The organism is Pseudomonas sp. 3JA (assembly GCF_036961705.1).
GTDB lineage: Bacteria > Pseudomonadota > Gammaproteobacteria > Pseudomonadales > Pseudomonadaceae > Aquipseudomonas > Aquipseudomonas fluorescens_Q.
On sequence record NZ_JBAMDJ010000003.1, the window covers coordinates 33,189 to 57,443 of the forward strand.

Genomic DNA, 24,255 nt, shown 5'->3' on the forward strand with positions numbered 1-24,255 from the left:
AGGCGTATGCCTGTTTGTTTCATCCATCAGTCTGATTGTCTACGGGCTCTTCAGCGCCCGGGCCAACGAGCAATATGTTTCGACCGAGGTCAGCGCACTGGTTGAAAAATCAGCGATCCGGGAAATCCAGAACCTGGCCGAGTCCCGGGCCAACGCCATCCAGGCCAAGTTGCAGAATGCGCTGGATGCAGCCCGCACCATGGCCAATGCCTTTGCCGCCAGCAAGGCCTCGCAAAGCCCGCTGGCATTGGGCCGTGAACAGATCAACAGCGTACTGCTCAGCGTCCTCAAGGATAACCCGGACTTCAACGGCACCTATTCCTGCTGGGAACCGAATGCGTTGGACGGGCAGGATCCGGCGTTCCGCAATGCAGAGGATGGCAATAACCCGCTGACCGGGCGCTTCACGCCTTACTGGACGCGCAGCGCCGATGGCCACATCGCGGTGCAACCATTGGTCGAGTATGACTCCCCGGACCGCCATCCCAACGGTGTGCCCAAGGGCGGCTGGTACAGCGGCCCGCGCGACACCCTCAAGGAAAGCGTGCTCGACCCCATTCCTTATGTGGTCCAGGGAAAAAACGTCTGGCTGACCACCTTGTCGGTGCCCATCGTATCCAACGGCAAGTTCTACGGCGTGGTCGGGGCTGACTTCGATATCGCGTTTATCCAGAAACTCAGCGAGCAGATGTCTGCCGATCTCTACGGCGGCAAAGGCACGGTCTCGATCTTGAGTAACCAGGGCTTGGTGGTCGCGGACAGCCAGCGGACTGACCTGATTGGCCAGCCGATCAAGGCGTTGTTGCCGGACTCATGGGAAAAAGTGCTCCGCGATATCCAGGGCGGTCGGGGTGATGGCCTGCTCAATGCGCAAACACAGAACATCGAAGTGCTGATGCCCATTGCGCTCGGTCGCACGGGCAAGCCCTGGGCGGTATTGATTCGCCTGCCCAAGGCTGTGGTCATGAGCCAGGCCATCGCCCTGGAGCAGGAACTGCAAGCGCGCAGCCTCAACAACAGCATCTGGCAGGTATCGGTAGGGTTGGTCATTTCGTTGTTGGCCCTGGCTGCCCTGTGGTATGCCGCGGCAAAAATCGTTGGGCCGATTCGCGAAGCCGCCGCCTTGGCCGCCACCATCAGCCTGGGGGATTTCTCTCGTCGCCTGGTGCAGAAATCCGAAGATGAAGTCGGGCAGTTGTCTGCGGCCCTCAACGACATGTCTGAAAGCCTGCAACGGCAGGTGCGGGTGGCCGAGCGTATTTCCGAAGGTGACCTGGATCTGGAGGTCCGCTTGTCTTCGCCCCATGACACCCTTGGCAAGTCATTGGAGAAAATGGTCAGCAACCTGAACCAGCTGATTTCCGAGGTTCAAATCAGCGCCACCCAGATCACCGGCAGCTCGGCGCAGGTCACCGACTTGAGTCAGTCACTCTCCGACGGAGCTTCCAATTCCGCCTCGTCCATCACCGAAATCAGCGCGGTGATGACGCAGATGGCCGCCCAGACCCGGGACAATGCCGCCAACGCCAAGAAGGCCGATGAGCAATCCCAGGCCTCGCGGGCCGATGCTGGGGAAAGCGACAAATTGATGAGCGAACTGATTGCCGCCATGGCCGAAATCGACAACTCGGGCAAGGACATCACTGCGATCATCACCACCATCGACAACATCGCCGCACAAACCAACCTGCTGGCCTTGAACGCGGCGATCGAGGCTGCCCGGGCTGGTGAGCTCGGGCGCGGTTTTGCCGTGGTCGCCGACGAAGTGCGCAGCCTGGCCGCCCGCAGTGCCGAGGCCGCCCAGCAGACTGCCGCGCTGATCGCCGATTCATCGAGCAAGACTCAGCGTGGCATGATCATCGCCGGCCGGACCGCCGAATCACTGAAGAACATCGTCAGTGGAACCAGCGCGGTTTCCAACCTGGTTTCGCTGATCTACCAGGCCTCCAGCGAGCAGGCTTCCGGCTTGCAGCAGGCCAGCATCGGCTTGGAACAGATCGATGAAGTGACGCAGAAAAACCAGTCCAACTCACAAGAATGCGCAGTGGCAGCCAAGGATCTTTCGGAGCGGGCCTCACTGATGCAACGTGTGCTGGGTCGCTTTAAAGTCAAAAGAGGCTAATGAATTTTCCCCAGCCGGCTCCAGGCGAATCTGCAATGTAATGACGCAAAATCCCCGTATCAGCCAATGTTGACGGGGATTTTCTGTTTCTGCGCTTGGCCGGGGCGGTTTGACTGACCGTAATTGATCGCAATTGCAGTGCTTTGTCCGAGAGGGCCTCGATAAGGCTCCTGAGGGTGTACTATCCATACCTGCCCATCGGATAACAGTTAGCCATGTCCACGCTAAGCGAAGAGAGCCGTCAGATCGTAGCTTCTCTGACGCACCGCGTTGGCCCCAACGCTGACATTGCAAAGACCGCCCACGCGATCATTTCAATTCTGCAGGATATAGAGGCGGCCCTCACGCCCGTCATTGGTCAACAAGGAGTTGCCGCGCTCTATCGCCGCAGCTTGCATCTGTGTGGGTCCACTCATCCGCGTCTGACCGGCCCCTGCGACAGGGTGCAGGCCGGCCAGGTCCTGACTGCCCTTAAATCCGTACTCGTTGAGCAAAGTGAAGCCGATGCGCTGTTTTTCGGTGAAATGCTGCTGACCATCTTCTACGAGTTGCTGACCACGTTGATCGGGCCTTCGCTCACCGCACGTTTGCTTCGTGGCGTGTGGGAACCTTCCTTGAGCGACACCCCTTCGCAGGAAAATTCGCCATGAGCACCAAAGTGACTATCAACCGCTTGGCCACCGGCGTGCCAGGGCTGGACGAGGTCTTGGGCGGAGGATTGCCGGAGTTTTCGTTCAATCTGATCGCCGGTCCGCCCGGTTGCGGCAAGACCACCCTCGCGCACCAGATGATGTTTGCCCTGGCAACCCCCGAGCGTCCCGCGCTGTTTTTTACTGTACTGGGCGAACCGCCGCTGAAGATGCTGCGCTACCAGCAGCAGTTCGATTTCTTCGACAGCGAGGCGATCAACCAGTCGATCCGCTACGTCAACCTGGCTGACGACACCCTGGCCGGGGACCTGGACGAAGTGCTGCGGCGCATTGTCAGCGAGGTGGAGGCTCACTCCCCGGCGCTGGTGTTCGTGGATTCGTTCCGTTCGGTGGTGCTGGCGAGCCAGACCCAGGACAACCCGAATAACAACCTGCCGCAGTTCGTCCAGCAACTGGGCATGCTGATGACCACCTGGCAGGCCACGACGTTCCTGATCGGTGAATATTTCACCGAAACCGATACCAACCCGATTTTCACCGTGGCCGATGGGCTGATCTGGTTGCGCCAGAGCGTTCAGCGCAATTCCATGGTGCGCAAGATGGAAATCATGAAGATGCGCGGCCAACCGACACTGCCGGGGTTGCACACTTTCCGTATCGCCTCGTCGGGGATCAAGGTCTTTGCCCCCGCGCCCCTCAACCCGGTCGAAGCACCGTTGGAGTTCCCCATCAAGCGCCTGGCCATGGGTGTGCCGCAGCTCGATGAGATGCTGGGCGGTGGGTTGCCGTGCGGTTATTCCTTGTTAGTGGCCGGCCCATCCGGTTCGGGCAAGAGCATCCTGGCGGCATCTTTCCTCGCCGAAGGCGCGCGAAATGGCGAAACCGGCGTGATCGCGGTGTTCGAACAACGGCCCAATCACTCCCAGAACGCCACCCTGGCCAACTTGATTCAATGCGGCAAGGTTGGGCTGGTGGACAGCCGCGCTCCGGACCTGTCCATCGATGAAATCGTGCAGTTGCTGTTGAGCGAGATCGCCCGCCTGAAAGCGACTCGGGTGGTCATCGATTCGCTGTCGGGTTTCGAACTGGCGCTGGCGCCGACCTTCCGCGAGGACTTTCGTGAATCACTCTCGCGCATGGTCACCGCGTTGACCAGCGCGGGTGTCAGTGTCCTGCTGACCTCGGAGCTGGAGGACCGTTACACCGACCTGCGTTTCAGCCCTTACGGCACAGCTTTTCTCACCGACGCCATCATCGTTCAGCGCTACATTGAAGTGCAGAGTCGTCTATTGCGCATCATGGCCGTGGTCAAGGTGCGGGCCAGCGCCCACTCCGATGAGCTACGCCTGTATCGCATCGACGATAACGGTTTGCAGATCGGCGAAATGTTGCCAGATCAAGAAGGATTGCTCGGTGGCCGGCCAACTCGGCAACTGGCTGTCAAAGGCAGTGGATGAGCCAAAATCATGGATGAGGCCAATGGCAAGAATGAGCAAGCGATGGCCACGGTCGCTCGCGAGCTGTTCCTGCTTGGCCAGAAAACCGTCGAGGCGCGGGCGGTGCTGGCGGCCTTGCAGAAGGAGCTACGCGACGCCAACACTCAACTGGCCGATAAGCAGCAGATCGAGCAGTTGATCGAGGCCAATCAGCAGTTGGTCCTGGCGATCCTGTCGGCCCAGTCCGAGGCTGAAAAGCCAAAAAATACGCAGGTAGTAGAACAACAACAGCTGTATCTGGATATGCGCGAAGCCAATGAGCTATTGGTCATCGCCGCCCTCAGCGCGCAACATCTGAAGGCCTCGGCCGAACGCGCGCTGGAGCGCCAGCGTAGCGTCCTCGCCCTGGTGGCCCATGAATTGCGTAATCCGCTGACCCCCATCAGCATGATTGCCGGCCGACTGGCGCGGGTGCCCAGCGAGGAACTGCCGCGCATGCAGAAGTTGATCGAAGGCCAGGTGCGGCATATGTCCCGGTTGGTCGAAGACTTGCTTGACGTCTCTCGGGTCAAGACTGGCAAGCTTCGTCTCGATTGTCACAGGGTCGATCTGCTTCAGATCATTCATGAGGCCATGGATATCTGTCGACCGGTCATGCTCGCCGGGAATTTGCTGTTCAGCACCAAGCTGCCCGAGTGTGCCTTGTCGGTGAACGGCGATCCGGTGCGGCTCGCGCAAATTCTCGGCAATCTACTGGGCAACGCGGCCAAGTACACCCCCGCAGGCGGGACCGTCGTACTTTCGGTCACCGTCGAAATCGACACGGTGGAACTCAGCATCCGCGATACCGGCATCGGTATCTCGGCCAAGGCGCTGCCGTTCATTTTCGAGCCGTTTGTGCAGGACGTTCACGCCGTCGGTTTCAATGGCGCTGGCCTGGGCATCGGTCTGACGGTGGTGCGCGAGTTGGTCGAAAGCCACGGTGGCACGGTGACCGGCAAGAGCTCGGGGGATGGCCAGGGGAGTGAGTTCGTGGTGAGTTTACCGTTGGCCAGTCAAACCACATAAGGGGGGGATGCCACATCACGAGGGTTTCTTGTTACCCTGAGCGTCTTCTTTCATGGACGAATACCGGGACAAGCTATGGCTAACAACCCCCCGTCACGCACCGGGACGATACTGCTGGGCCTGCTTTTTGCGCTGATCGGCATTGGCTTGCTGGGCATTGCCGTCAATCTCACCCTCGACCGTCGCGACTTCCTCGCCCGGGCACAGACCGTCGATGGCATCGTCAGCCACTTGAATGCCGGTGGTTCGCATCCCGAGATCGCCTTCACCACCGTCAGTGGTGAAAAAATTTCCTACCCCCAGGGCGGCTTTATCTTCGGCTATCAGAAGGACCAGCCGGTGCGGGTGCATTACCTGCCCGAGCAGCCGACGGCCAGCGCCATCGTCGATGCCCCGGCGGCACTGTGGGGCACTTCCGGTGTACTGGGTTTTATCGGCCTGGTGTTCACCCTTGTCGGCCTGCTGAAAGCTACCCGCCAACGCGGTCGCGATGCGGTTCATTCACATAAAGGACTTTGAACGTATGAGCTACAACATCCCACTCCCGGTTAATGAAAGTCGCTGGCAGTACCAGACCGCTAGCGGTGGTGGCCTGACCGTGGTCATGGTGGCGGGCAGTGGTGGCTCGATTATCCTGCGCTCGCCCCAGGGCGAAGACGTCAGCTACCGCTATGGCGGGGTCGGCGTGGGTGTCGGATTTGGCGCCAGGCTGCCGCGCTTCGGCAAGATCAATATCCAGATCAAGGGCAAGGGTGTGGCTGCGGCCGGTGCGGCAGAGGCGTTTCCCAGCACCGGCAAGGTGTTTGTCAGCGACGCCCTGGTCGACCGCGACCTGACCAGTGACGATATCACCGGCCCTTGCATGTATACCGAAGTGGGCGTGGGCTTGGGGATCGGCGGTTCGGCGACAGCGCTGCTGTTCGGGCTCGATCCCAAGTTGCTGGCGCTATCGGTGGCCCTGAGCTCCAACCCGGCCACCTCGCTCATCGCTTCGACCACGGTCAACCGGCAACTGGCACGCTCGGCCAAGGGCGCGGTGGTCATGGCCGGGGTGAACGCTGGCCTGCAGGCCGGTGGTGGCGCGGCGATCTACATGGGCTATCTGTTCTAGTCGGATTGTGCGAGCGGTTAACAATCCCGGCATCTAAAACCTGTGGGAGTGAGTTTGTTCCCGCAGGGAGTTGCACCCATAAAAATTGGCATGTGCCGAAAGCATAATGAAAATATCAGTCATCGCTTCGCTAGGGTTTTTATCGCTCATTCAAACATCACTGGCCTTTGCGGATAATGCCAATGGGAAAAATCTCTATCTACAGAGATGTGCCATGTGTCATGGGGCGGATATCAAGGGGACGGGGCCGTTGGCTCATAAGAGCAATCCTCCTACGCCTGACCTTACAACGTCCGCTTTCAAGAAACGACTGAGTGATTATCCGGGTGTCATTGTGTCGTCGATAATACTGCGACCCAATGGGGATTTGATTCCGAGGACTTTGCGAGAGAATGGTGTGAAGCTATCGCCGTATCCTTGGAGCGTTAAGGATTTTCGCGATTTGAATCAGTATATAGGTGGCGTGATTTCAAAGAGCCGATGATTTTTGGGCTGCTGTTGATCTCTTGAGTGCGATAGAAACGGTTTGGGGTGGTGTGTATAGCCGTTACCTAAATAACGGATATACACACCATCACCCGCAACACTACGTGCAACTTAGACGTTAAAGCGGAAGTGCATCACATCACCATCCTTGACGATGTACTCCTTGCCTTCTAGACGCCATTTACCCGCCTCCTTGGCACCCGCTTCGCCCTTGTACTGGATGAAATCGTCATAGGCGATGACTTCGGCGCGGATGAAGCCTTTTTCGAAGTCGGTGTGGATCACGGCCGCGGCTTGTGGCGCGGTGGCTCCGACGCGAACGGTCCAGGCGCGGACTTCTTTTACGCCAGCGGTGAAGTAGGTCTGCAGGTTGAGCATTTCATAGCCGGCGCGAATCACGCGGTTCAGGCCGGGTTCTTCAAGACCCAGGGCCTCCAGGAACATGTCCTTTTCTTCGCCATCTTCAAGCTCGGCGATTTCCGCTTCGATCTTGTTGCAGACCGGTACGACCATCGCGCCTTCTTCTTCGGCGATGGCTTTCACCACGTCCAGCAGCGGGTTGTTCTCGAAGCCGTCTTCGGCAACGTTGGCGATGTACATGACCGGTTTGGTGGTCAGCAGGTGGAAGCCGCGGATGATCTGTTTCTCATCGGCGCCCATGTTCTTGATCAGGCTGCGTGCCGGCTTGCCCAGGGTGAAGTGAGCGATCAGTTGCTCGAGCAGGGCTTTCTGGGCGACGGCGTCCTTGTCGCCCCCCTTGGCATTGCGAGCGACTTTCTGCAGCTGTTTTTCGCAGCTGTCGAGGTCGGCGAAGATCAGTTCCAGATCGATGATCTCGATATCGCGTTTCGGGTCGACGCTGTTGGAAACGTGAATCACGTTCTCGTCTTCGAAGCAGCGGACCACGTGGGCAATGGCATCGGTTTCACGGATGTTGGCCAGGAACTTGTTGCCCAGGCCTTCACCCTTCGAGGCGCCAGCCACCAGGCCGGCGATGTCGACGAATTCCATGGTGGTCGGCAGCACGCGCTCCGGGATCACGATGGCCGCCAGGGCGTCCAGGCGCGGATCGGGCATCGGCACGATGCCGCTGTTCGGCTCGATGGTGCAGAAGGGGAAGTTTTCGGCCGCGATACCGGATTTGGTCAGGGCGTTGAACAGGGTGGACTTGCCGACGTTAGGCAGGCCGACGATGCCGCAATTGAATCCCATGGTGTTTCCCCTCGGATAAGTGTCAGGCCTTCTGGCTGTGCAGGTTTTTCATCGCGCGGTTCCATTCACCGGCGAGGATATCCGGCAGCACGCCGAGGGCGAAGTCGATGCTGGCATCGAGTTTTTCCTGTTCGGCGCGAGGCGCACGACCCAGGACAAAGTTTGAAACCATACTGGCAACGCCTGGGTGGCCGATGCCGAGCCGCAGGCGGTGAAAGGTATTCTGATTACCCAGTTGCGCGATGATGTCGCGCAATCCGTTGTGACCGCCATGGCCGCCGCCTTGCTTGAGCTTGGCAACGCCCGGAGGCAGGTCGAGTTCGTCGTGGGCCACCAGGATTTCTTCAGGCTTGATGCGAAAGAAACCGGCCAATGCCGCTACGGCCTGGCCGCTGCGGTTCATGTAGGTGGTGGGAATCAACAGGCGAACATCCTGACCCTGGTGCGAGAAGCGACCGGTCAGGCCGAAATACTTGCGATCGGCTGCCAGGCTGACGCCTTGTGCTTGCGCGATGCGCTCAACAAAAAGGGCCCCTGCGTTATGCCGGGTCTGTTCGTATTCAGCGCCTGGATTTCCCAAGCCAACGATCAGTTTAATGGCAGTCACGATAGGGGCCCTTCCTGGAGTGTGGATAACGATGTCGCAATCAGGCGGTGTTGCGGCAGTGGACGAAAATGGCGGATTTACCGTTAAGTAAACTTCGCGTTCTCGCCCGCTGTCTCGCTACGTTCCAGTCCGCGATGTTTCCGGCCACTCCGGCGACAGAGTGAAATTACTCTGCAGCGCCTTCTTCAGTAGCTTCTGGAGCAACACGTGGAGCGTGGACGTTGGCAACAGCCTTGTCATCGCCGTGTGCCAGAGCAACAAACTCAACGCCTTTAGGAGCCTTGAGGTCGGACAGGTGAATGATCGTGCCGACTTCGGCGTTAGCCAGGTCGACTTCGATGAATTCAGGCAGGTCTTTCGGCAGGCAGGTCACTTCGATTTCCGAAACAACGTGCGAAATTTCGCCGCCTTTCTTGATCGGAGCAGCTTCACCAACGAAGTGCACAGGCACGATAGCGGTCAGTTTCTGGCCGGCGACTACGCGTACGAAGTCAGCGTGCATCACGTGGCCTTTGGCCGGGTGACGCTGCAGGGCCTTGATCACGACGTTCTGCTTGGTGCCGCCAATGTTCAGCTCGATGATGTGGCTGTAGGCCGCTTCGTTTTCGAGCAGTTTGGCAACTTCTTTGGCCAGCATGCTGATGGACTCAGGGGCTTTCTCGCCACCGTAGACTACAGCTGGAACCAGGCTTGCGAGACGACGCAGGCGGCGGCTCGCACCTTTCCCCAGGTCGGAACGCACTTCAGCATTCAGAGTAAAATCGTTCATGTTGTATCTCCAAAGTAACCACATTCACCCCAGCGCTTGCGACCAGCGCTTAAGGCGATATGGGCAAAAAAGCCCCGCCCCGACAGGTAATGCCGGGGCGGGGCGCTTTTCGTCAACGAGATGTCCTGGAAAGGGCAGGGCCCTTAGCGGAACATCGCACTGATCGATTCTTCGTTGCTGATGCGGCGAACCGCCTCGGCAACAACCGGTGCGATATCCAGTTGGCGGATACGCACACAGGCTTGTGCTGCAGCGGACAGCGGGATGGTGTTAGTGACCACCAGCTCGTCCAGCACGGAATTTTCAATGTTCTCGATCGCTCGACCCGACAGCACAGGGTGTGTGCAGTAGGCAAAGACCTTGGCAGCGCCATGCTCTTTCAGGGCCTTGGCCGCATGGCACAGGGTGCCGGCGGTATCGACCATGTCATCGACCAGAATACAGGTGCGCCCTTCGACGTCGCCGATGATATGCATCACTTCGGAGTGATTGGCTTTCTCACGGCGTTTGTCGATGATACCCAGATCCACGCCCAGGGATTTGGCAACTGCTCGTGCACGCACGACGCCGCCAATGTCCGGGGACACGATCATCAGGTTTTCGAAGCGCTGATCTTCAATATCATCCACCAGAACCGGGGAGCCGTAGATGTTATCCACGGGAATATCGAAGAAACCCTGGATCTGGTCAGCATGCAAATCAACCGTGAGGACACGGTCGATGCCGACTACGGTCAGCATATCAGCCACGACTTTTGCGCTGATTGCCACACGTGCGGAACGCGGACGGCGATCCTGACGGGCATAACCAAAGTAAGGAATAACAGCAGTGATACGAGTAGCCGAGGAGCGACGGAAGGCATCAGCCATCACGACGAGTTCCATCAGGTTATCGTTGGTCGGGGCGCAAGTCGGCTGAATAATGAAGACGTCTTTACCGCGAACGTTTTCATTGATCTCGGCAGTGATTTCGCCGTCGGAAAACTTACCGACAGAAATGTCACCGAGAGGGATATGCAGCTGACGTACAACACGCCGAGCCAGATCGGGGTTAGCGTTCCCCGTAAAGACCATCATCTTGGACACGCGCAGTACCTGAAGGCTGAGGGTATACCTGGATGAGTATAGGAAAATGGCAGGGGCGGCTGGATTCGAACCAACGCATGGCAGGATCAAAACCTGCTGCCTTACCGCTTGGCGACGCCCCTGTATCTGTTGCTGCGAGTGCCCAGCACTCGATTCCTTTAGAGCAGGTCTTGCAGCTTGCGATGCAACATCGAAACGTTGCTTCCTTTTGCTACAAACCCTGTAAGGGTCTCTGTCAGAAGGGCCGAGACTTTATCAGCTTCAGCTTTGCTTGGGAAGCCCCCAAACACACAACTTCCAGTTCCGGTGAGTTTTGCTTCGGTAAATTTACCTAACAAATTCAAAGCGTTACGAACATCTGGATAACGCCTTGCTACCACCGGTAAGCAGTCATTTCGACTGTTTCCCTTGGGAACGGGGCGCACTTTAATGGGAGGAGAGTTACGTGTCAACAGTGGATCTGAAAAAATTTCTGCTGTACTTACAGAGACTTGCGGCACCAGTACCAAGTACCAGGGTTCTTCAGGGTCCACCGGGGTGAGTTTTTCCCCTACGCCCTCAGCGAAAGCGGCGTGGCCACGCACGAAAACCGGCACGTCGGCGCCCAGTGTCAAGCCCAGGGCGGCCAGGCGATCCGCGTCCCAACCCAGCTGCCACAAGTGGTTGAGACCGAGCAGCGTGGTAGCCGCATTCGAGCTGCCGCCACCGATGCCACCACCCATGGGCAGGATCTTGTCGATCCAGATATCGATGCCCTGCGTACAACCGGATTGCGCCTGGAGTTTTTTGGCGGCCTTGACGATCAGATTGTCGTCGTGGGGAACACCTTCGAATTCGGTGTGCAGGCGAATCACGCCGTCGTCGCGTACGGCAAAGGTGATTTCGTCGCCGTAGTCCAGGAACTGAAAAATCGTCTGCAACTCGTGGTAGCCGTCCGGACGACGACCGAGGATGTGCAGCATCAGGTTGAGCTTGGCCGGGGAGGGCAGGGTCAGGCGTGCGGCGCTCATGTCATTGCCCCAGCTTGCGCGGCTGCCATTGCTTGATCACCAGCGTGACGTCGAGGTTGCTGCCGTGCAGCTTGATGCGTTCGGGCAGCCAATAGCCGTTCTGCTGGGCATAGCTTAAGTACTCGATCTGCCAGTCATCCTGTTCCAGGTTGGACAGGCGGCTGTCGGCATCGAGGGTCAGACGGCTTTTGCTGTCCGGTGCCGGCAGCCCGCGAACCCACCAGGTCAGGTGGGAAACCGGCAGCTTCCAGCCCAGTTGTTCTTCCAGCAACGCTTCGGGCGTGGGTGCCTCGTAGCGTCCCTGGTTGGCGACTTCCAGCGATACCTGGCCCGGCCGACCGGTCAGGCGGGCCGCACCGCGACCCAGTGGGCCCGACAGGCGGATGTCGTAGTAGTCCTGGCGTTGCAGCCAGAACAGCGTGCCACTGCCGGAGTCTTTCGGGGCGCGAATGCCGATCTTGCCGTCGATCTGCCAGCCGTCGAGGCCGCTCAGTTGTTGCTTGTGCTCGCGCCATTGGGCCTGGTTGCCCTGGCCCTGGACGGATTCACGGGCGCCGAAGCCCGCGCAGCCGGCGAGCAGGGCAATGAAGCTGAACACGATGAGATGGCGCAAAAACATAATCTTAAAGAGTCTCGGATCCGGTCAGGCGTTTGATGGTGCTGCGCAAAATGGGACTGTCGGGCTGGTCCTTGAGGAACTTGCTCCAGATCTGCCGGGCTTCGCGTTGTTTGCCGTTGGCCCACAGGACCTCGCCCAGGTGAGCGGCGACTTCCTGGTCGGGGAAGCGCTCCAGGGCCTGGCGCAACAGGCGTTCGGCTTCGTCGAGATTGCCCAGGCGGAAATTCACCCAGCCAAGGCTGTCGAGCACCGCCGGGTCTTCCGGATTGATCTGGTGGGCCTGTTCGATCAGCACCTTGGCCTCGTCATAGCGGGTGGTGCGATCCGACAAGGTGTAGCCCAGGGCGTTGAGGGCCATGGCGTTGTCCGGGTCGCGCTGGATGATCAGGCGCAGGTCTTTCTCCATCTGGGCCAGGTCATTGCGTTTCTCCGCCAGCATGGCGCGGGTATACAGCAGGTTCAGGTCGTCCGGGTACTGCTTCAAGGCTTGTTGCAACACATTCCAGGCCTTGTTGCCCTGGTTGTTGGCCGACAACGTTTCGGCTTCGATCAGGTACAGCTGGATGCCGTAGTCCGGTTGGGAGTCGCGTTGCACCGCGAGGCGGCTCTGGGCTTCGGTGGTCTTGCCATTGCCGATCAGGATATCGGCCTGGCGCAACTGCGCCGGCAGATAGTCGTTGCCCGGGCCAACCTGGGCGTACTCGATCAGTGCGCTCTCAGGGTCATTGCGTTCCTCGGCGATGCGCCCCAGGTTCAGATGGGCCGAGTCGACGTGGCTTTCCCGGGCGATCAGGTCCTCCAGGTAACCCTTGGCCTCTTCCCAGGCCTTGGCTTCCAGGCAGACCAGCGCCAGGGAATAGCGCAACTCGTCGTCTTCCGGGTATTGCTGGACCAGGCTGGAGAACTCCACCTTGGCGTCGTCCATGCGGTTGTTTTCCACCAGCATGCGGGCGTAGGTGAGGCGCAGGCGTTTGTCGTCCGGGTATTTCTTGATGCTTTTTTCCAGCAGCGGCAAGGCTTCGTCGCCGCGGTCCAAGCCTTGCAGCAGGCGGGCACGCAGCAGGATCGGCGCCACTTCGCCGGCTTCCGGCGGGTTGTCTTCCAGCAGCGTGAGGGCGCCCTGGGTGTCGCCATCCTGTTGCAGCAGCAGGGCCTTGCCGAAAATCAGCTGGCCGTTATTCGGGTGGCGCTGCAACAGGCGATCGAAGCTTTTCATCAGGCCGTTGCGGGTTTCCTGGTCGGTATCGGCGGCGGACAGGGCCAGGAAGTCGAAATGGGTGTCGCCCTTGCCCAGCAGGACTTTCTCCATATAGACCATGGAGTCGTCGTAGCGCCCGGCCCGGGCCAGTTGCACGGCGGCGGCGCGCTGCGCTTCCAGGTCATCGGGGGCATTCCTGGCCCAGATCAGCGCGGTATCCAGCGCGGGCTGGTCGGCGCCCAGGTATTCGGCAATGCGAAATGCCCGCTCGGAGATTCCCGGGTCCTGGGTATTGATGGCCTGGGTCACGTAGTTGTCCAGCGCAATGTCGAAGCGATTGCGCTGGCCTGCCAGTTCGGCGCTCAACAGGCTGAAGATGGTTTCTTCGCTGAACGAGCCGTAGACCTTGGGTTTTTCAGGTGCCTGCACGCTGTCTTCGACCGGCGGCGTACCGTCCGTCGAAACGGGGGCCATGGACTGGCAGCCGCTGAGCAAGGCAAGGGCGAGGAGCAACGCGGAAGATCTATTCATATAGGAAGAGGACGACTAACCTGCGGTCGGATCATCATGACACAAGCCTTGGGTCAAACATAACCGCCCCGTCGATTTACAAGCCAGGGCAGGGCGATAGAGATCGAGTGGTTGTTCTGAATCTGACGAAGTAGGACAATTGCCGGCTTCACGTCACTATCAGCGACCTTGAATGGCCTTCCTTGCACTCGGTATTAACCACAAGACTGCTTCAGTAGACGTCCGCGAGCGCGTGGCCTTTACGCCTGAGCAACTGGTTGAGGCCCTGCAGCAGCTCTGCCGACTCACCGACAGCCGCGAAGCTGCGATCCTCTCCACCTGCAATCGCAGCGAGCTTTATATAGAACAGGATCACGTTTCGGCGGATTCGATTCTGCGCTGGCTGGCCGACTATCACGATCTGAGCCTCGAAGAACTGCGCGCCAGTGCCTATGTGCATGAAGACGATGCGGCCGTTCGTCACATGATGCGCGTCGCCTCGGGCCTCGATTCGCTGGTGTTGGGCGAGCCGCAGATTCTCGGCCAGATGAAGTCGGCCTACGCTGTGGCCCGCGAGGCCGGCACCGTCGGTCCGCTGTTGGGCCGTCTGTTCCAGGCCACCTTCAATGCCGCCAAGCAAGTGCGCACCGACACCGCCATCGGCGAAAACCCGGTGTCCGTGGCGTTTGCCGCTGTCAGCCTGGCGAAACAGATCTTCAGCGATTTGCAACGCAGCCAGGCGCTGCTGATCGGTGCCGGTGAGACCATCACCCTGGTCGCCCGCCATCTCCACGACCTGGGGGTCAAGCGTATAGTCGTCGCCAACCGGACCCTGGAGCGGGCCAGTACCCTGGCCGAGCAGTTCGGCGCCCATGCGGTGCTGTTGTCGGACATTCCCGCGGAGCTGGTGCACAGCGACATCGTCATCAGTTCCACAGCCAGCCAGTTGCCGATCCTTGGCAAGGGCGCGGTGGAAAGTGCCCTGAAATTGCGCAAGCACAAGCCGATTTTCATGGTGGATATTGCTGTCCCCCGGGACATCGAGCCGGAAGTCGGCGAGCTGGACGACGTGTATCTCTACAGCGTCGACGATCTGCACGAGGTGGTCGCCGAGAATCTCAAGAGCCGACAAGGCGCGGCCCAGGCGGCGGAAGAGATGATCACCATCGGCGCCGACGACTTCATGGTCCGCCTGCGCGAACTGGCGGCGGTGGATGTGCTCAAGGCCTATCGTCAACAGAGCGAACGCCTGCGCGACGAGGAGCTGCAAAAGGCCCAGCGCCTGCTGGCCAACGGCGGCAGTGCCGAAGAGGTGCTGGTGCAACTGGCTCGCGGCCTGACCAACAAATTGCTCCACGCCCCCAGTGTCCAGCTCAAGAAGCTGACCGCCGAAGGCCGCCTCGATGCGCTGGCCATGGCCCAGGAACTCTTTGCCCTCGGTGAGGGCTCACCGGATAGCTTTTCGGATAAAAAACCGCAATGAAAGCGTCACTGCTCAACAAGCTGGATATCCTCCAGGACCGTTTCGAAGAACTGACCGCCTTGCTGGGCGACGGCGAAGTCATTTCTGACCAGAACAAATTCCGCACCTATTCCAAGGAATATGCGGAAGTCGAGCCGATTGTCGCCACCTATAAACAGTTGCTTAAAGTGCAGGACGACCTCGAAGGCGCCCAGGCGCTGCTCAAGGACAGCGATCCGGACATGCGCGAAATGGCCGTGGAAGAAGTGCGCGAAGCCAAGGAGCAGTTGCTCGAACTGGAAAGCAACCTGCAACGCATGCTGCTGCCCAAAGACCCGAATGACGGGCGCAATGTGTTTCTTGAAATCCGTGCCGGTACCGGCGGCGACGAGGCGGCGATTTTTTCCGGCGACCTGTTTCGCATGTATTCGCGTTATGCCGAGCGTCGCGGTTGGCGGGTGGAGATCCTCTCGGAGAACGAAGGCGAACACGGCGGCTATAAAGAAGTCATCGCCCGGGTCGAAGGCGATAATGTCTACGGCAAGCTGAAATTCGAATCGGGTGCCCACCGTGTGCAGCGTGTGCCGGCCACCGAATCCCAAGGGCGCATCCACACCTCGGCTTGCACCGTGGCGGTATTGCCCGAGCCGGACGAGCAGGAAGCCATCGAGATCAACCCGGCGGACCTGCGGGTCGACACGTACCGTTCCTCCGGCGCGGGCGGCCAGCACGTCAACAAGACTGACTCGGCGATCCGCATCACGCACTTGCCCTCGGGCATCGTGGTCGAGTGCCAGGAAGAACGTTCCCAGCACAAGAACCGCGCGCGGGCCATGGCCTGGTTGTCGGCCAAGCTCAACGACCAGCAGACCAGCGCCGCTGCCAATGCCATCGCCAGTGAGCGCAAATTGCTGGTGGGCTCGGGGGATCGTTCCGAGCGGATCCGTACCTACAACTTCGCCCAGGGCCGGGTCACCGACCATCGCGTCAACCTGACCCTGTATTCCCTGGACGAGATCCTTGCCGGTGGGGTCGATGCGGTGATCGAGCCGTTGCTGGCCGAATACCAGGCCGACCAGTTGGCGGCGATTGGCGAGTAAGCACAGGTGAATAAATGACCATCATCGCCAGTCTGTTACGCGCCGCCGAGTTGCCGGATTCGCCCACGGCACGGCTGGACGCCGAGTTGTTGCTTGCCGCAGCCTTGGGCAAGTCCCGCAGCTTCCTGCACACCTGGCCCGAGCGGATCGTACCCAGTGAGGCAGCGTTGCTGTTCTCCGAATACCTGCGGCGGCGTCGCTCCGGCGAGCCGGTGGCGTATATCCTCGGGCAACAGGGCTTCTGGAAACTCGACCTGGAAGTCGCGCCTCATACCTTGATCCCGCGTCCCGACACCGAGCTGCTGGTGGAAACCGCGCTGGCGTTGTTGCCGGCCACACCGGCCCGGGTCCTGGACCTGGGCACCGGCAGCGGTGCGATTGCCCTGGCATTGGCCAGCGAGCGCCCTGCCTGGAAAGTCACCGCGGTCGACCGGGTGCTGGAGGCCGTCGCCCTGGCCGAACGCAATCGCCAGCGCCTGGATCTGCACAACGTCACGGTGCTGAGCAGCCACTGGTTCAGTGCGCTGGAAGACACGCGTTTCGAGTTGATCATCAGCAACCCGCCGTACATTGCAGCCAGCGATCCGCATCTGGCCGAGGGTGACGTGCGTTTCGAGCCGTCCAGCGCCCTGGTTGCCGGGCCGGACGGGCTCGATGATTTGCGCCAGATCGTTGCCCAGGCCCCGGCTCACCTTGAGCCGGGTGGCTGGGTGATGCTCGAGCACGGCTACGACCAGGCCGAAGCAGTGCGCGATTTGCTGCGCACCCAAGGCTTTGTCGAAGTCCACAGCCGCAAGGACCTGGGTGGTCATGAGCGCATCAGCCTGGGGTGCCTGCCGTGCTGAACGATCAGGAGTTGTTGCGCTACAGCCGGCAGATTCTGTTGCAGCACGTCGACATCGACGGCCAATTGCGCCTCAAGCAAAGCCGCGTGCTGATCATCGGCCTTGGTGGTCTCGGCGCCCCGGTAGCGTTGTACCTGGCCGCCGCTGGGGTGGGGGAGATGCACCTGGCGGATTTCGACACCGTCGACCTGACCAACCTGCAACGCCAGATCATTCACGACACTGACAGCGTCGGCCTGAGCAAGGTCGATTCGGCGATGCGACGCCTGGGGGCGATCAACCCTGAGGTTCGGCTGATGCCTCACCGGGTGGCCATGGACGAAGACAGCCTGGCCGCGGCAGTCGCGACAGTGGATGTGGTGCTCGACTGCTCGGACAATTTCTCGACCCGCGAAGCGGTGAACGCGGCCTGTGTCGCGGCGGGTAAGCCGCTGGTCAGTGGCGCGGCGATTCGTCTGGAAGGGCAGTTGTCGGTGTTCGACCCACGCCGCCCCGAAAGCCCTTGCTACCACTGCCTTTATGGTCACGGCAGCGAAGCCGAGCTGACCTGTAGCGAGGCCGGTGTGATCGGACCGCTGGTGGGATTGGTGGGCAGCCTGCAAGCCCTTGAAGCCTTGAAGTTGCTGGCCGGTTTCGGTGAGCCGCTGGTGGGGCGCTTGCTGTTGATCGATGCCCTGGGCACGCGTTTCCGTGAACTGCGGGTCAAGCGCGACCCAGGTTGCAGCGTCTGCGGTGGCCAACATGAGTGAAGCGCCGATTGGTGTGCTTGACTCGGGTGTCGGCGGGTTGTCGGTGCTGGGGGAAATTCGCCAGTTGCTGCCCAATGAGTCGCTGTTGTATGTGGCGGACTGTGGGCATATTCCCTATGGCGAGAAGACCCCGGAATACATCCGGCAACGCTGCGCGATCATTGCCGACTTTCTCCTGGGCCAGGGCGCCAAGGCGCTGGTTGTCGCCTGCAACACCGCAACGGTCGCTGCCGTTGCCGATCTACGCCGTGATTTCCCTCATTGGCCCATCGTCGGGATGGAGCCGGCGGTCAAGCCGGCGGCTGCCGCGACCCGCAGCGGTATCGTCGGTGTGCTGGCCACCACCGGCACCTTGCAGAGCGCCAAGTTCGCCGCTTTGCTCGACCGTTTCGCCACCGATGTGCGAGTCATCACGCAACCGTGTCCGGGCCTGGTTGAACTGATCGAGACGGGTGATTTGCTCAGTCCGGCCTTGTATCAATTGCTGCAACATTACGTCGACCCCTTGCTGGCAGCCGGCTGCGATACGCTGATCCTGGGGTGCACGCACTATCCGTTCCTCAAGCCATTGCTTGCGCGGATGATTCCGGCGCACATCAGCCTGATCGACACCGGTGCCGCCGTGGCCCGGCAACTTCAGCGTCTTTTGGCTGAGCGAGAGCTACTGGCTGAGGGACCAGCCGGCGAAACGTATTTCTGGACGAGTGCAGACCCGATACATTTAAGAAAAATCCTACCTACGCTATGGCATTCGTCCGGCGTTGTGCGAAGCTTCGATCTGTAAGAAAAATGTGAAAACTGTGTGAAACGGGCTGAACTTCTGTTTGGGGGCAGATTTCTATAGCTTTGTCTGTTTGTAACAAAATCAACTAAGTCTGTTCGGAAAAGGATGTTTCTAATGAAGCGCTTATTCTGCTTCGCCGCGTTTGCGGCTGCATTGTTGGGGCACACTTACACTGCACAAGCAGCGGGTGTGGAATTTGGGGTTGGCCAGACCAGCGATTCGACCATGACCTATCGCCTGGGCATGCAGTTCGACTGGGACAAGAGTTGGCTGCAAAGTGATGTCGGTCGCCTGACCGGCTACTGGAGCGGTGCCTATACCTACTGGGAAGGGGACGAGACATCCAGCAATCACAGCCTGTCGTTTTCGCCTGTGTTTGTGTATGAATTTTCCGGCCAGAACGTGAAGCCTTACATCGAGGCGGGTGTCGGTGTGGCGTTGTTCGCCAATACCGAAGTGGAAGACAACAAGCTCGGTACGGCTTTCCAATTTGAAGATCGTATCGGCTTCGGCCTGCGCTTCAACGGTGGACATGAAGTGGGCATTCGCGCCACTCATTACTCCAACGCCGGCATCAAGTCGACCAACGATGGTGTAGAAAGCTACTCGCTGCACTACACGATGCCGCTGTAACACTTAAATACTGTGGGAGCGGGCTCTCGCGAAAGCGTAGTGTCAATCGCTTCAGTGCTGGCTGATCCGACGCTTTCGCGAGCATGCCCGCTCCCACAAAAATCGGGTCTATTTCCTACCGATACGCCGTCGCAATCCCTTGGCGTTCTTCCAGGCACTCCGGTGCGCCCATCTCGAACTCCCGGCAGATCAGCGGGCGCTTTTCGTAGATGGTGCACATCATGCTGTCGCGATCCAGGGCCGCGCACCAGCCGTCATCAAGCCTCAGCATCACTTCCCCACCCCAGTCGTCCGTGTCGATAAAACGATCCGGAACCCCGGTGTCGGTGATCAGCATCACTTCCAACTGGCAGCAGCACGCCGCGCACGTCGAGCACGTGACTGCCGGTGCCGGGATTTCATGGACAGGGATGGTTTTCATGGCGCGCAGTGTAAGGCAATCGGCGGCTCAGGGTTGTCCCTTGATCGGATAGCCGTTTTTCGCCTGGCATGAGTCAATGTCGGGCGGCACGGTTTCGGTCGACGAAGGCAAAGGCCAGAGTGTGGTCATGGACACAATGGGGAGCGCGACTTCCCGTGGGCGCTCGACCAACTGATTCAGCACATGTTGCGCTGCTTCGTCCGCCGACCAGTGAGCCGGGGTTGGGAAGCTGTCTTCGGCCCCCTGCAATGGGCCGTCGTAGCCAGGGTGTACCAACGTCGCGTCAACACCCGCGCGCGCCAGGTCTGCCCGAGCCGATTCGAACAGATGACGTATCCCGCTGCCACCCGCTACGGTTTGCGATGGCGGCAGGTAAGTCGCCGGGCTGGCAATACCCACCAGATGAGGTTCGGTCCCGGCGCGCAACAAGGGCATGGCCACTTCGATGCAGAAACTGGCAGCCAGCAGATTGCTGCGCACAATATGCTCGATCAATGTGTGATCCGCCGGCTGCCCGTCAACGTACTCAGCCGTTCCGGCATTGACGATCACCTGATCCAGGGCGCCCCATTGCCGGCTGATCTGTTCGCCGATCTCGCGCACGGCCCGGCTGTCGGTCAAATTGCCGGGCACGGCCAGCACTTGTCCTGGATAACGTACCGAAAGGGTTTCGCATGATCGGGTCGAGCGCGAACTGACGGCCAGGTATGCACCTGTCTCCAGTATCGCTTCAGCCAACGAAGCGCCGATTCCGTTGCCAGCCCCGGTGAGCCAATAGCGCCGTGGCAGTCTGAGACCCATTCCCTTCTCCTTTCGATTGGACAGCATACTGATCCGTGGCTTTTCAGTAGAGTCCGTACGATTAGTAAGACTATATGTTATCGGGTAAATGATGTATCCCGTAGACCGGCAATTTCGTGTTCGCTAATCGCCCATCCCTTCAACGGCTGCATCCTGTCGCGCTGGCAGGTTTCTGAACGCTGCCAGCGCACGCGCCCTGGATTGGCTCAAGTCGACAATCGGTGCCGGATAATCCACGGCGCCAAACAAGCCGCCCTGGGTATTTGGGCTATGGACCTGTTGCCTGTCCAGATCGTTCAGTTCAGGTAACCAGTGCTTGATGAACAAGCCCTCGCGGTCAAATTTTTCCGACTGGCTCAACGGATTGAAGATGCGGAACCAGGGCGCCGAGTCGGTGCCGGTGGAGGCGCTCCATTGCCAGCCGCCATTGTTGGCGGCGAGGTCGCCGTCGATCAGGTGCTGCATGAAAAAGCGCTCGCCTTCGCGCCAATCGATCAACAGGTTCTTGGTCAGGAACATGGCTACGACCATCCGCAAGCGGTTGTGCATCCAACCGGTCTCCAGCATTTGACGCATGGCTGCATCGATAATCGGTAGGCCGGTGCGTGCTTGCTTCCAGGCTTCCAATTCTGCGGGGGCCTTGCGCCATGCCAACGCCTCGGTTTCGGGGCGAAACGCACGATGGCGCGACACGCGTGGATAGCCCACTAGAATGTGTTTATAAAACTCGCGCCAGAGCAATTCATTGATCCAGGTCACAGCGCCGGCATTTCCGCTCTCGAATTCACCTTGGTTGGCTTGCAGCGCGGCGTGCAGGCACTGGCGCGGCGACACCACGCCGGCCACCAGATAGGCCGAGAGCTGGCTGGTGCCGGGCCTGGCGGGGTAATCCCGTTCGCCTTGGTAATCGTCGATGTGCTGGTCGACGAAGGTGTCCAGGCGCCGACGGGCTTCGGTTTCCCCGGCGGGCCAGAGGGCTCGTAGCGCTTCGCTGGGCGGGGCGAAGCTATCGACTTGTGTCGGCACCGGGTCGCGGGCAATGCCGGTGGAGGCCTGCCGGGCCGGCGTGGCGACCAGGCTCGGCAATGAGAGGTGCAGACGGCTGTAGCAGACTTTGCGGAACTGACTGAACACTTGGAAATAATTGCCGGTTTTGGTCAGCACGCTGCCGGGCTTGAACAGCAATTGATCGAGGTGGCTGTGAAATTCAACGCCCTGGTCATTCAGCGTGCGGGCGACTTCGGCGTCGCGTCGTGTTTCATTCAGGCCGTACTCTTCGTTGACATGCACGGCGTCGACGTTCAATTCGCGACACAGCTTGAGCAGTACCTGCGGTGCCTGGTGCCAATGCGCAGCGGCGCGGATCAGCAATGGGATGTTCAATTCGGCCAGGGCCGCACTCAACGCGCTGAGGTTGCGCAACCAGAAATCGATCTTGCACGGTGCGTCGTCATGGGCGCGCCATTGTTCGGGGCTGGTCAGGTACACCGCCACGCAGGGGCCTTGGGCTGCGGCCGCCGTGAGGGCGGTGTTGTCGTGTAGGCGCAAGTCGCTGCGCAGCCAGATCAGTTGCATGCTGTCTTCCATCTAAAGGAGTTCTCGGCGACTCAGTTCGCGGTGAGCCGATAACGGGTCTTCGGCCCAGGACATGTCAATCATCGACACGCCTGTGGATAACCTGGCTTGGTGGATCGACGCAGCCGGGCCGGCAATGACGATCGGGCAATCGATTCCGCCCAGCAGCCTGGGCAGTTGGGACAGGTTGAGTGCGTGACTGGAATACAGCAGGACGCCGCGGGCCTTGAGGCGCTCGACCGCCAGGGCCAGTTCGCCAGCCGGTAGAGGGCCGTCGAACACTTCCACCGGGCAGTCGGCGCTGCTGGCCAGCCAGGCGGTGAGCCATAAGTGCGGCTCCTGGGGCGAGTCCGAATGATTGACCAGCAACAGTGGCGCGCCGCGCAACTGACGGTTGTTGTGGTAGATCCGGCTGCCGAACTTGCTGCGCAGCCACGAGTACAGGAAGACCCGTTCCAACTGCGCACCGAACTGGCCTTGCCAGCGCAGGTGCAACTCGGCCAGCAACGGCAAGAGCAACTGCTCGCACACGGTCCAGGGTGGGTATAGCGCCATCGCCTGGTTGACCAGGTCATCGATCTGGCGCTCGGCCAGTTGCGTCACCGCCAGCACCAAGGCGTGGCGCTGGCGCTGCCAGTCATTCTCCGGCACCTGTGTGGGTTCGGTCGGTGGCTGCGGTGTGTCCAGCAAAGGCTTGATCTTGCTCACCGCAACGCCACGGTCGATCCAGGTGAGAATGCTCAGGATCCGTTGCACATGGTCGGCATTGAACAGTCGGTGGCCCTTGGGGGTACGGTGCGGCACGATCAGGCCATAACGGCGTTCCCAGGCTCGCAGCGTGACGGCGTTGACACCGGTTTGCCGGGCGACCTCGCGTATGGGCAGCCAGCCTTGCGCCAAGGCCTTGGCAAAGTCGGCCCCCAGGTCTTCGCTGGCGCTGGAGTCGGGTTCGTTCTTCATCAAATAGCGTTTCGCAAACTGAGGTTTTCCGGGTGTGGTTGCAGGTAGACCTGCTGCGTCAGGTAAGGATCGGGGTGCTGGCGCAGGTGATGCTTGAGCAACGTCAGTGGCACCACCAAGGGCACGATGCCGAGGCGATATTGCCCGATCAGATGCTGTACTTCCTGTTTGTCATCGGCGTCGATGGCGCGCTTGAGGTAACCGCTCAGGTGTTGCAGCACGTTGGTGTGGGTGCGACGGGTGGCGCATTTCTTCAAGGCGGCCATCAATGCGCTGAAATAGCGTGGGCCCAACTCATTGGGGTCGGCCTTGCCCATGTTGCCCAGCAAATTACCCAGGGCCTTGTATTGCACTGGGTTGTGGGCCATCAGCAGGTATTTGTAGCGCGAGTGGAATTCGATCAGGTCGCGACGGCTCAGTCCGTCGCGACGCAAAGGTTGCCAGGCGGCATAGGCGAACACCCGGGTCAGGAAGTTCTCGCGCAGCACCGGGTCGTTGAGGCGACCGTCTTCCTCAACCGGCAGGTCGGGGTGGCGTTCGCAGAAGGCCTGGGCATAGATCCCGCGGCCGCCGCCGTCCTGGGTCACGCCGTTGTGGTCATAAACCTTGACCCGCTCCAGTCCGCAGGACGGCGATTTCTGCATGAAGATATAGCCGCAGATGTCATCCAGTTCCCCAGCCATTTGCTTTGCGTAGTCGGCCAGTGGCCGGGTCGCGTTGAGCTCGCGATTCACCGTGCCGAGCGCCTCGGGATGTTTGGGGTCGCCCACCAGGCGAATCGGCTCCCGGGGGATACCCAGGCCGATGGCGACTTCGGGGCACACCGGCACGAAATCGAAATAGTCGACGAGGGTGCGGCTGCACAACTGCGATTGCTTGTGCCCGCCGTTAAAGCGAACTTCAGCCCCCATCAGGCAGGCGCTGATGGCGATTCTGGGTTTGGCGATGGCTGTGCTGGACATAGGCGACCTCTGATTGCTAAATCTTGTACAGATTTGTATTTCTGTACAATATTTTCATCATAGGTCCGAACGTGCACAAG

Annotated in this window: 25 protein-coding genes, 1 tRNA gene and 1 pseudogene; 14 read left to right on the forward strand and 13 right to left on the reverse strand. The window is 60.0% G+C overall.

Annotation, left to right across the window (positions count from 1 at the left end; genetic code table 11):
* Positions 1-199: 199 nt before the first annotated feature.
* The 8 genes and pseudogenes from V7773_RS30375 to V7773_RS03060 form a co-directional block, all read left to right on the forward strand.
* A pseudogene (locus tag V7773_RS30375) lies at positions 200-1,222 on the forward strand (PDC sensor domain-containing protein); the annotation flags it as partial.
* Positions 1,223-1,333: 111 nt separating this feature from the next.
* Entirely contained in the window at positions 1,334-2,122 is a 789-nt protein-coding gene (locus tag V7773_RS30380) for a methyl-accepting chemotaxis protein (RefSeq protein WP_371914172.1), read from the forward strand.
* A gap of 215 nt (positions 2,123-2,337) precedes the next feature.
* Positions 2,338-2,772, forward strand: a complete 435-nt coding sequence (locus V7773_RS03035; RefSeq protein WP_025215473.1) for a hypothetical protein — start codon at positions 2,338-2,340, stop codon at positions 2,770-2,772.
* Positions 2,769-4,229, forward strand: coding sequence for an ATPase domain-containing protein (locus tag V7773_RS03040; protein WP_336072337.1), 1,461 nt, complete (start codon positions 2,769-2,771; stop codon positions 4,227-4,229). The genes V7773_RS03035 and V7773_RS03040 overlap by 4 nt, the downstream gene beginning before the upstream one ends.
* Before the next feature lie 9 nt (positions 4,230-4,238).
* Positions 4,239-5,276, forward strand: a complete 1,038-nt coding sequence (locus V7773_RS03045) for a sensor histidine kinase (RefSeq protein WP_336072338.1) — start codon at positions 4,239-4,241, stop codon at positions 5,274-5,276.
* Between the two features lie 75 nt (positions 5,277-5,351).
* A complete protein-coding gene (locus V7773_RS03050; RefSeq protein ID WP_063324376.1) occupies positions 5,352-5,795 on the forward strand; it encodes a DUF3592 domain-containing protein in 444 nt (147 codons plus the stop codon).
* 4 nt (positions 5,796-5,799) lie between these two features.
* On the forward strand, positions 5,800-6,387 hold the full coding sequence (locus tag V7773_RS03055; protein WP_014340199.1) for a hypothetical protein: 588 nt from the start codon (positions 5,800-5,802) through the stop codon (positions 6,385-6,387).
* Positions 6,388-6,493: 106 nt separating this feature from the next.
* On the forward strand, positions 6,494-6,871 hold the full coding sequence (locus tag V7773_RS03060; protein WP_336072339.1) for a cytochrome c: 378 nt from the start codon (positions 6,494-6,496) through the stop codon (positions 6,869-6,871).
* A 113-nt stretch (positions 6,872-6,984) separates the two neighbouring features.
* Here the strand turns inward: V7773_RS03060 and ychF are convergent, their stop codons facing one another.
* The 8 genes from ychF to V7773_RS03100 all read right to left on the reverse strand — a co-directional run bounded on the left by ychF (position 6,985) and on the right by V7773_RS03100 (position 13,904).
* Positions 6,985-8,085 carry a redox-regulated ATPase YchF gene (ychF, locus tag V7773_RS03065; protein WP_092149599.1) on the reverse strand — a complete coding sequence of 367 codons (1,101 nt, stop codon included), beginning with the start codon at positions 8,083-8,085 and terminating at the stop codon, positions 6,985-6,987.
* A gap of 22 nt (positions 8,086-8,107) precedes the next feature.
* Positions 8,108-8,692 (reverse strand): aminoacyl-tRNA hydrolase, encoded by a 585-nt coding sequence (pth, locus tag V7773_RS03070; protein WP_003205533.1) that lies wholly within the window; start codon positions 8,690-8,692, stop codon positions 8,108-8,110.
* 166 nt (positions 8,693-8,858) lie between these two features.
* Positions 8,859-9,461: a 50S ribosomal protein L25/general stress protein Ctc gene (locus V7773_RS03075; RefSeq protein WP_014340196.1), complete on the reverse strand. Its 603-nt coding sequence runs from the start codon at positions 9,459-9,461 to the stop codon at positions 8,859-8,861.
* A gap of 143 nt (positions 9,462-9,604) precedes the next feature.
* Complete coding sequence (locus V7773_RS03080) at positions 9,605-10,546, reverse strand: ribose-phosphate pyrophosphokinase (protein ID WP_003205529.1); 942 nt, start codon at positions 10,544-10,546, stop codon at positions 9,605-9,607.
* Between the two features lie 47 nt (positions 10,547-10,593).
* A tRNA-Gln gene (locus tag V7773_RS03085) sits at positions 10,594-10,668 on the reverse strand.
* A 36-nt stretch (positions 10,669-10,704) separates the two neighbouring features.
* Entirely contained in the window at positions 10,705-11,556 is an 852-nt protein-coding gene (ispE, locus tag V7773_RS03090) for a 4-(cytidine 5'-diphospho)-2-C-methyl-D-erythritol kinase (RefSeq protein WP_092149596.1), read from the reverse strand.
* 1 nt (position 11,557) lies between these two features.
* Positions 11,558-12,175 (reverse strand): lipoprotein insertase outer membrane protein LolB, encoded by a 618-nt coding sequence (gene lolB, locus V7773_RS03095; protein ID WP_003205525.1) that lies wholly within the window; start codon positions 12,173-12,175, stop codon positions 11,558-11,560.
* A 4-nt stretch (positions 12,176-12,179) separates the two neighbouring features.
* On the reverse strand, positions 12,180-13,904 hold the full coding sequence (locus V7773_RS03100) for a tetratricopeptide repeat protein (protein ID WP_336072340.1): 1,725 nt from the start codon (positions 13,902-13,904) through the stop codon (positions 12,180-12,182).
* A 172-nt stretch (positions 13,905-14,076) separates the two neighbouring features.
* Between V7773_RS03100 and hemA the strand changes: the two genes are divergently transcribed.
* The 6 genes from hemA to V7773_RS03130 all read left to right on the forward strand — a co-directional run bounded on the left by hemA (position 14,077) and on the right by V7773_RS03130 (position 19,456).
* Positions 14,077-15,366 carry a glutamyl-tRNA reductase gene (gene hemA / locus V7773_RS03105; RefSeq protein ID WP_063324386.1) on the forward strand — a complete coding sequence of 430 codons (1,290 nt, stop codon included), beginning with the start codon at positions 14,077-14,079 and terminating at the stop codon, positions 15,364-15,366.
* Positions 15,363-16,445 carry a peptide chain release factor 1 gene (prfA, locus tag V7773_RS03110; RefSeq protein ID WP_092346070.1) on the forward strand — a complete coding sequence of 361 codons (1,083 nt, stop codon included), beginning with the start codon at positions 15,363-15,365 and terminating at the stop codon, positions 16,443-16,445. Before hemA ends, prfA begins: the two co-directional genes overlap by 4 nt.
* A 14-nt stretch (positions 16,446-16,459) precedes the next feature.
* The gene (gene prmC, locus V7773_RS03115; RefSeq protein WP_092346068.1) at positions 16,460-17,290 is read left to right on the forward strand and encodes a peptide chain release factor N(5)-glutamine methyltransferase; all 831 of its coding nucleotides are present in this window, start codon (positions 16,460-16,462) and stop codon (positions 17,288-17,290) included.
* Positions 17,284-18,039, forward strand: coding sequence for a molybdopterin-synthase adenylyltransferase MoeB (locus V7773_RS03120; protein WP_092223827.1), 756 nt, complete (start codon positions 17,284-17,286; stop codon positions 18,037-18,039). Before prmC ends, V7773_RS03120 begins: the two co-directional genes overlap by 7 nt.
* Positions 18,032-18,823: a glutamate racemase gene (gene murI / locus V7773_RS03125; RefSeq protein ID WP_336072341.1), complete on the forward strand. Its 792-nt coding sequence runs from the start codon at positions 18,032-18,034 to the stop codon at positions 18,821-18,823. Before V7773_RS03120 ends, murI begins: the two co-directional genes overlap by 8 nt.
* Positions 18,824-18,937: 114 nt before the next feature.
* Complete coding sequence (locus V7773_RS03130; RefSeq protein WP_092149578.1) at positions 18,938-19,456, forward strand: acyloxyacyl hydrolase; 519 nt, start codon at positions 18,938-18,940, stop codon at positions 19,454-19,456.
* Positions 19,457-19,571: 115 nt separating this feature from the next.
* On the opposite strand, the gene V7773_RS03135 is transcribed toward V7773_RS03130, so the two are convergent.
* The 5 genes from V7773_RS03135 to V7773_RS03155 form a co-directional block, all read right to left on the reverse strand.
* A complete protein-coding gene (locus tag V7773_RS03135; protein ID WP_336072342.1) occupies positions 19,572-19,877 on the reverse strand; it encodes a YkgJ family cysteine cluster protein in 306 nt (101 codons plus the stop codon).
* Between the two features lie 27 nt (positions 19,878-19,904).
* On the reverse strand, positions 19,905-20,678 hold the full coding sequence (locus V7773_RS03140; protein WP_336072343.1) for an SDR family NAD(P)-dependent oxidoreductase: 774 nt from the start codon (positions 20,676-20,678) through the stop codon (positions 19,905-19,907).
* A gap of 123 nt (positions 20,679-20,801) precedes the next feature.
* Entirely contained in the window at positions 20,802-22,253 is a 1,452-nt protein-coding gene (gene phrB, locus V7773_RS03145) for a deoxyribodipyrimidine photo-lyase (protein WP_336072344.1), read from the reverse strand.
* A 12-nt stretch (positions 22,254-22,265) separates the two neighbouring features.
* Positions 22,266-23,213, reverse strand: coding sequence for a MerR family transcriptional regulator (locus V7773_RS03150; RefSeq protein ID WP_336072345.1), 948 nt, complete (start codon positions 23,211-23,213; stop codon positions 22,266-22,268).
* Positions 23,213-24,175, reverse strand: coding sequence for a YbgA family protein (locus tag V7773_RS03155; RefSeq protein ID WP_336072346.1), 963 nt, complete (start codon positions 24,173-24,175; stop codon positions 23,213-23,215). Before V7773_RS03155 ends, V7773_RS03150 begins: the two co-directional genes overlap by 1 nt.
* Positions 24,176-24,255: the final 80 nt, after the last annotated feature.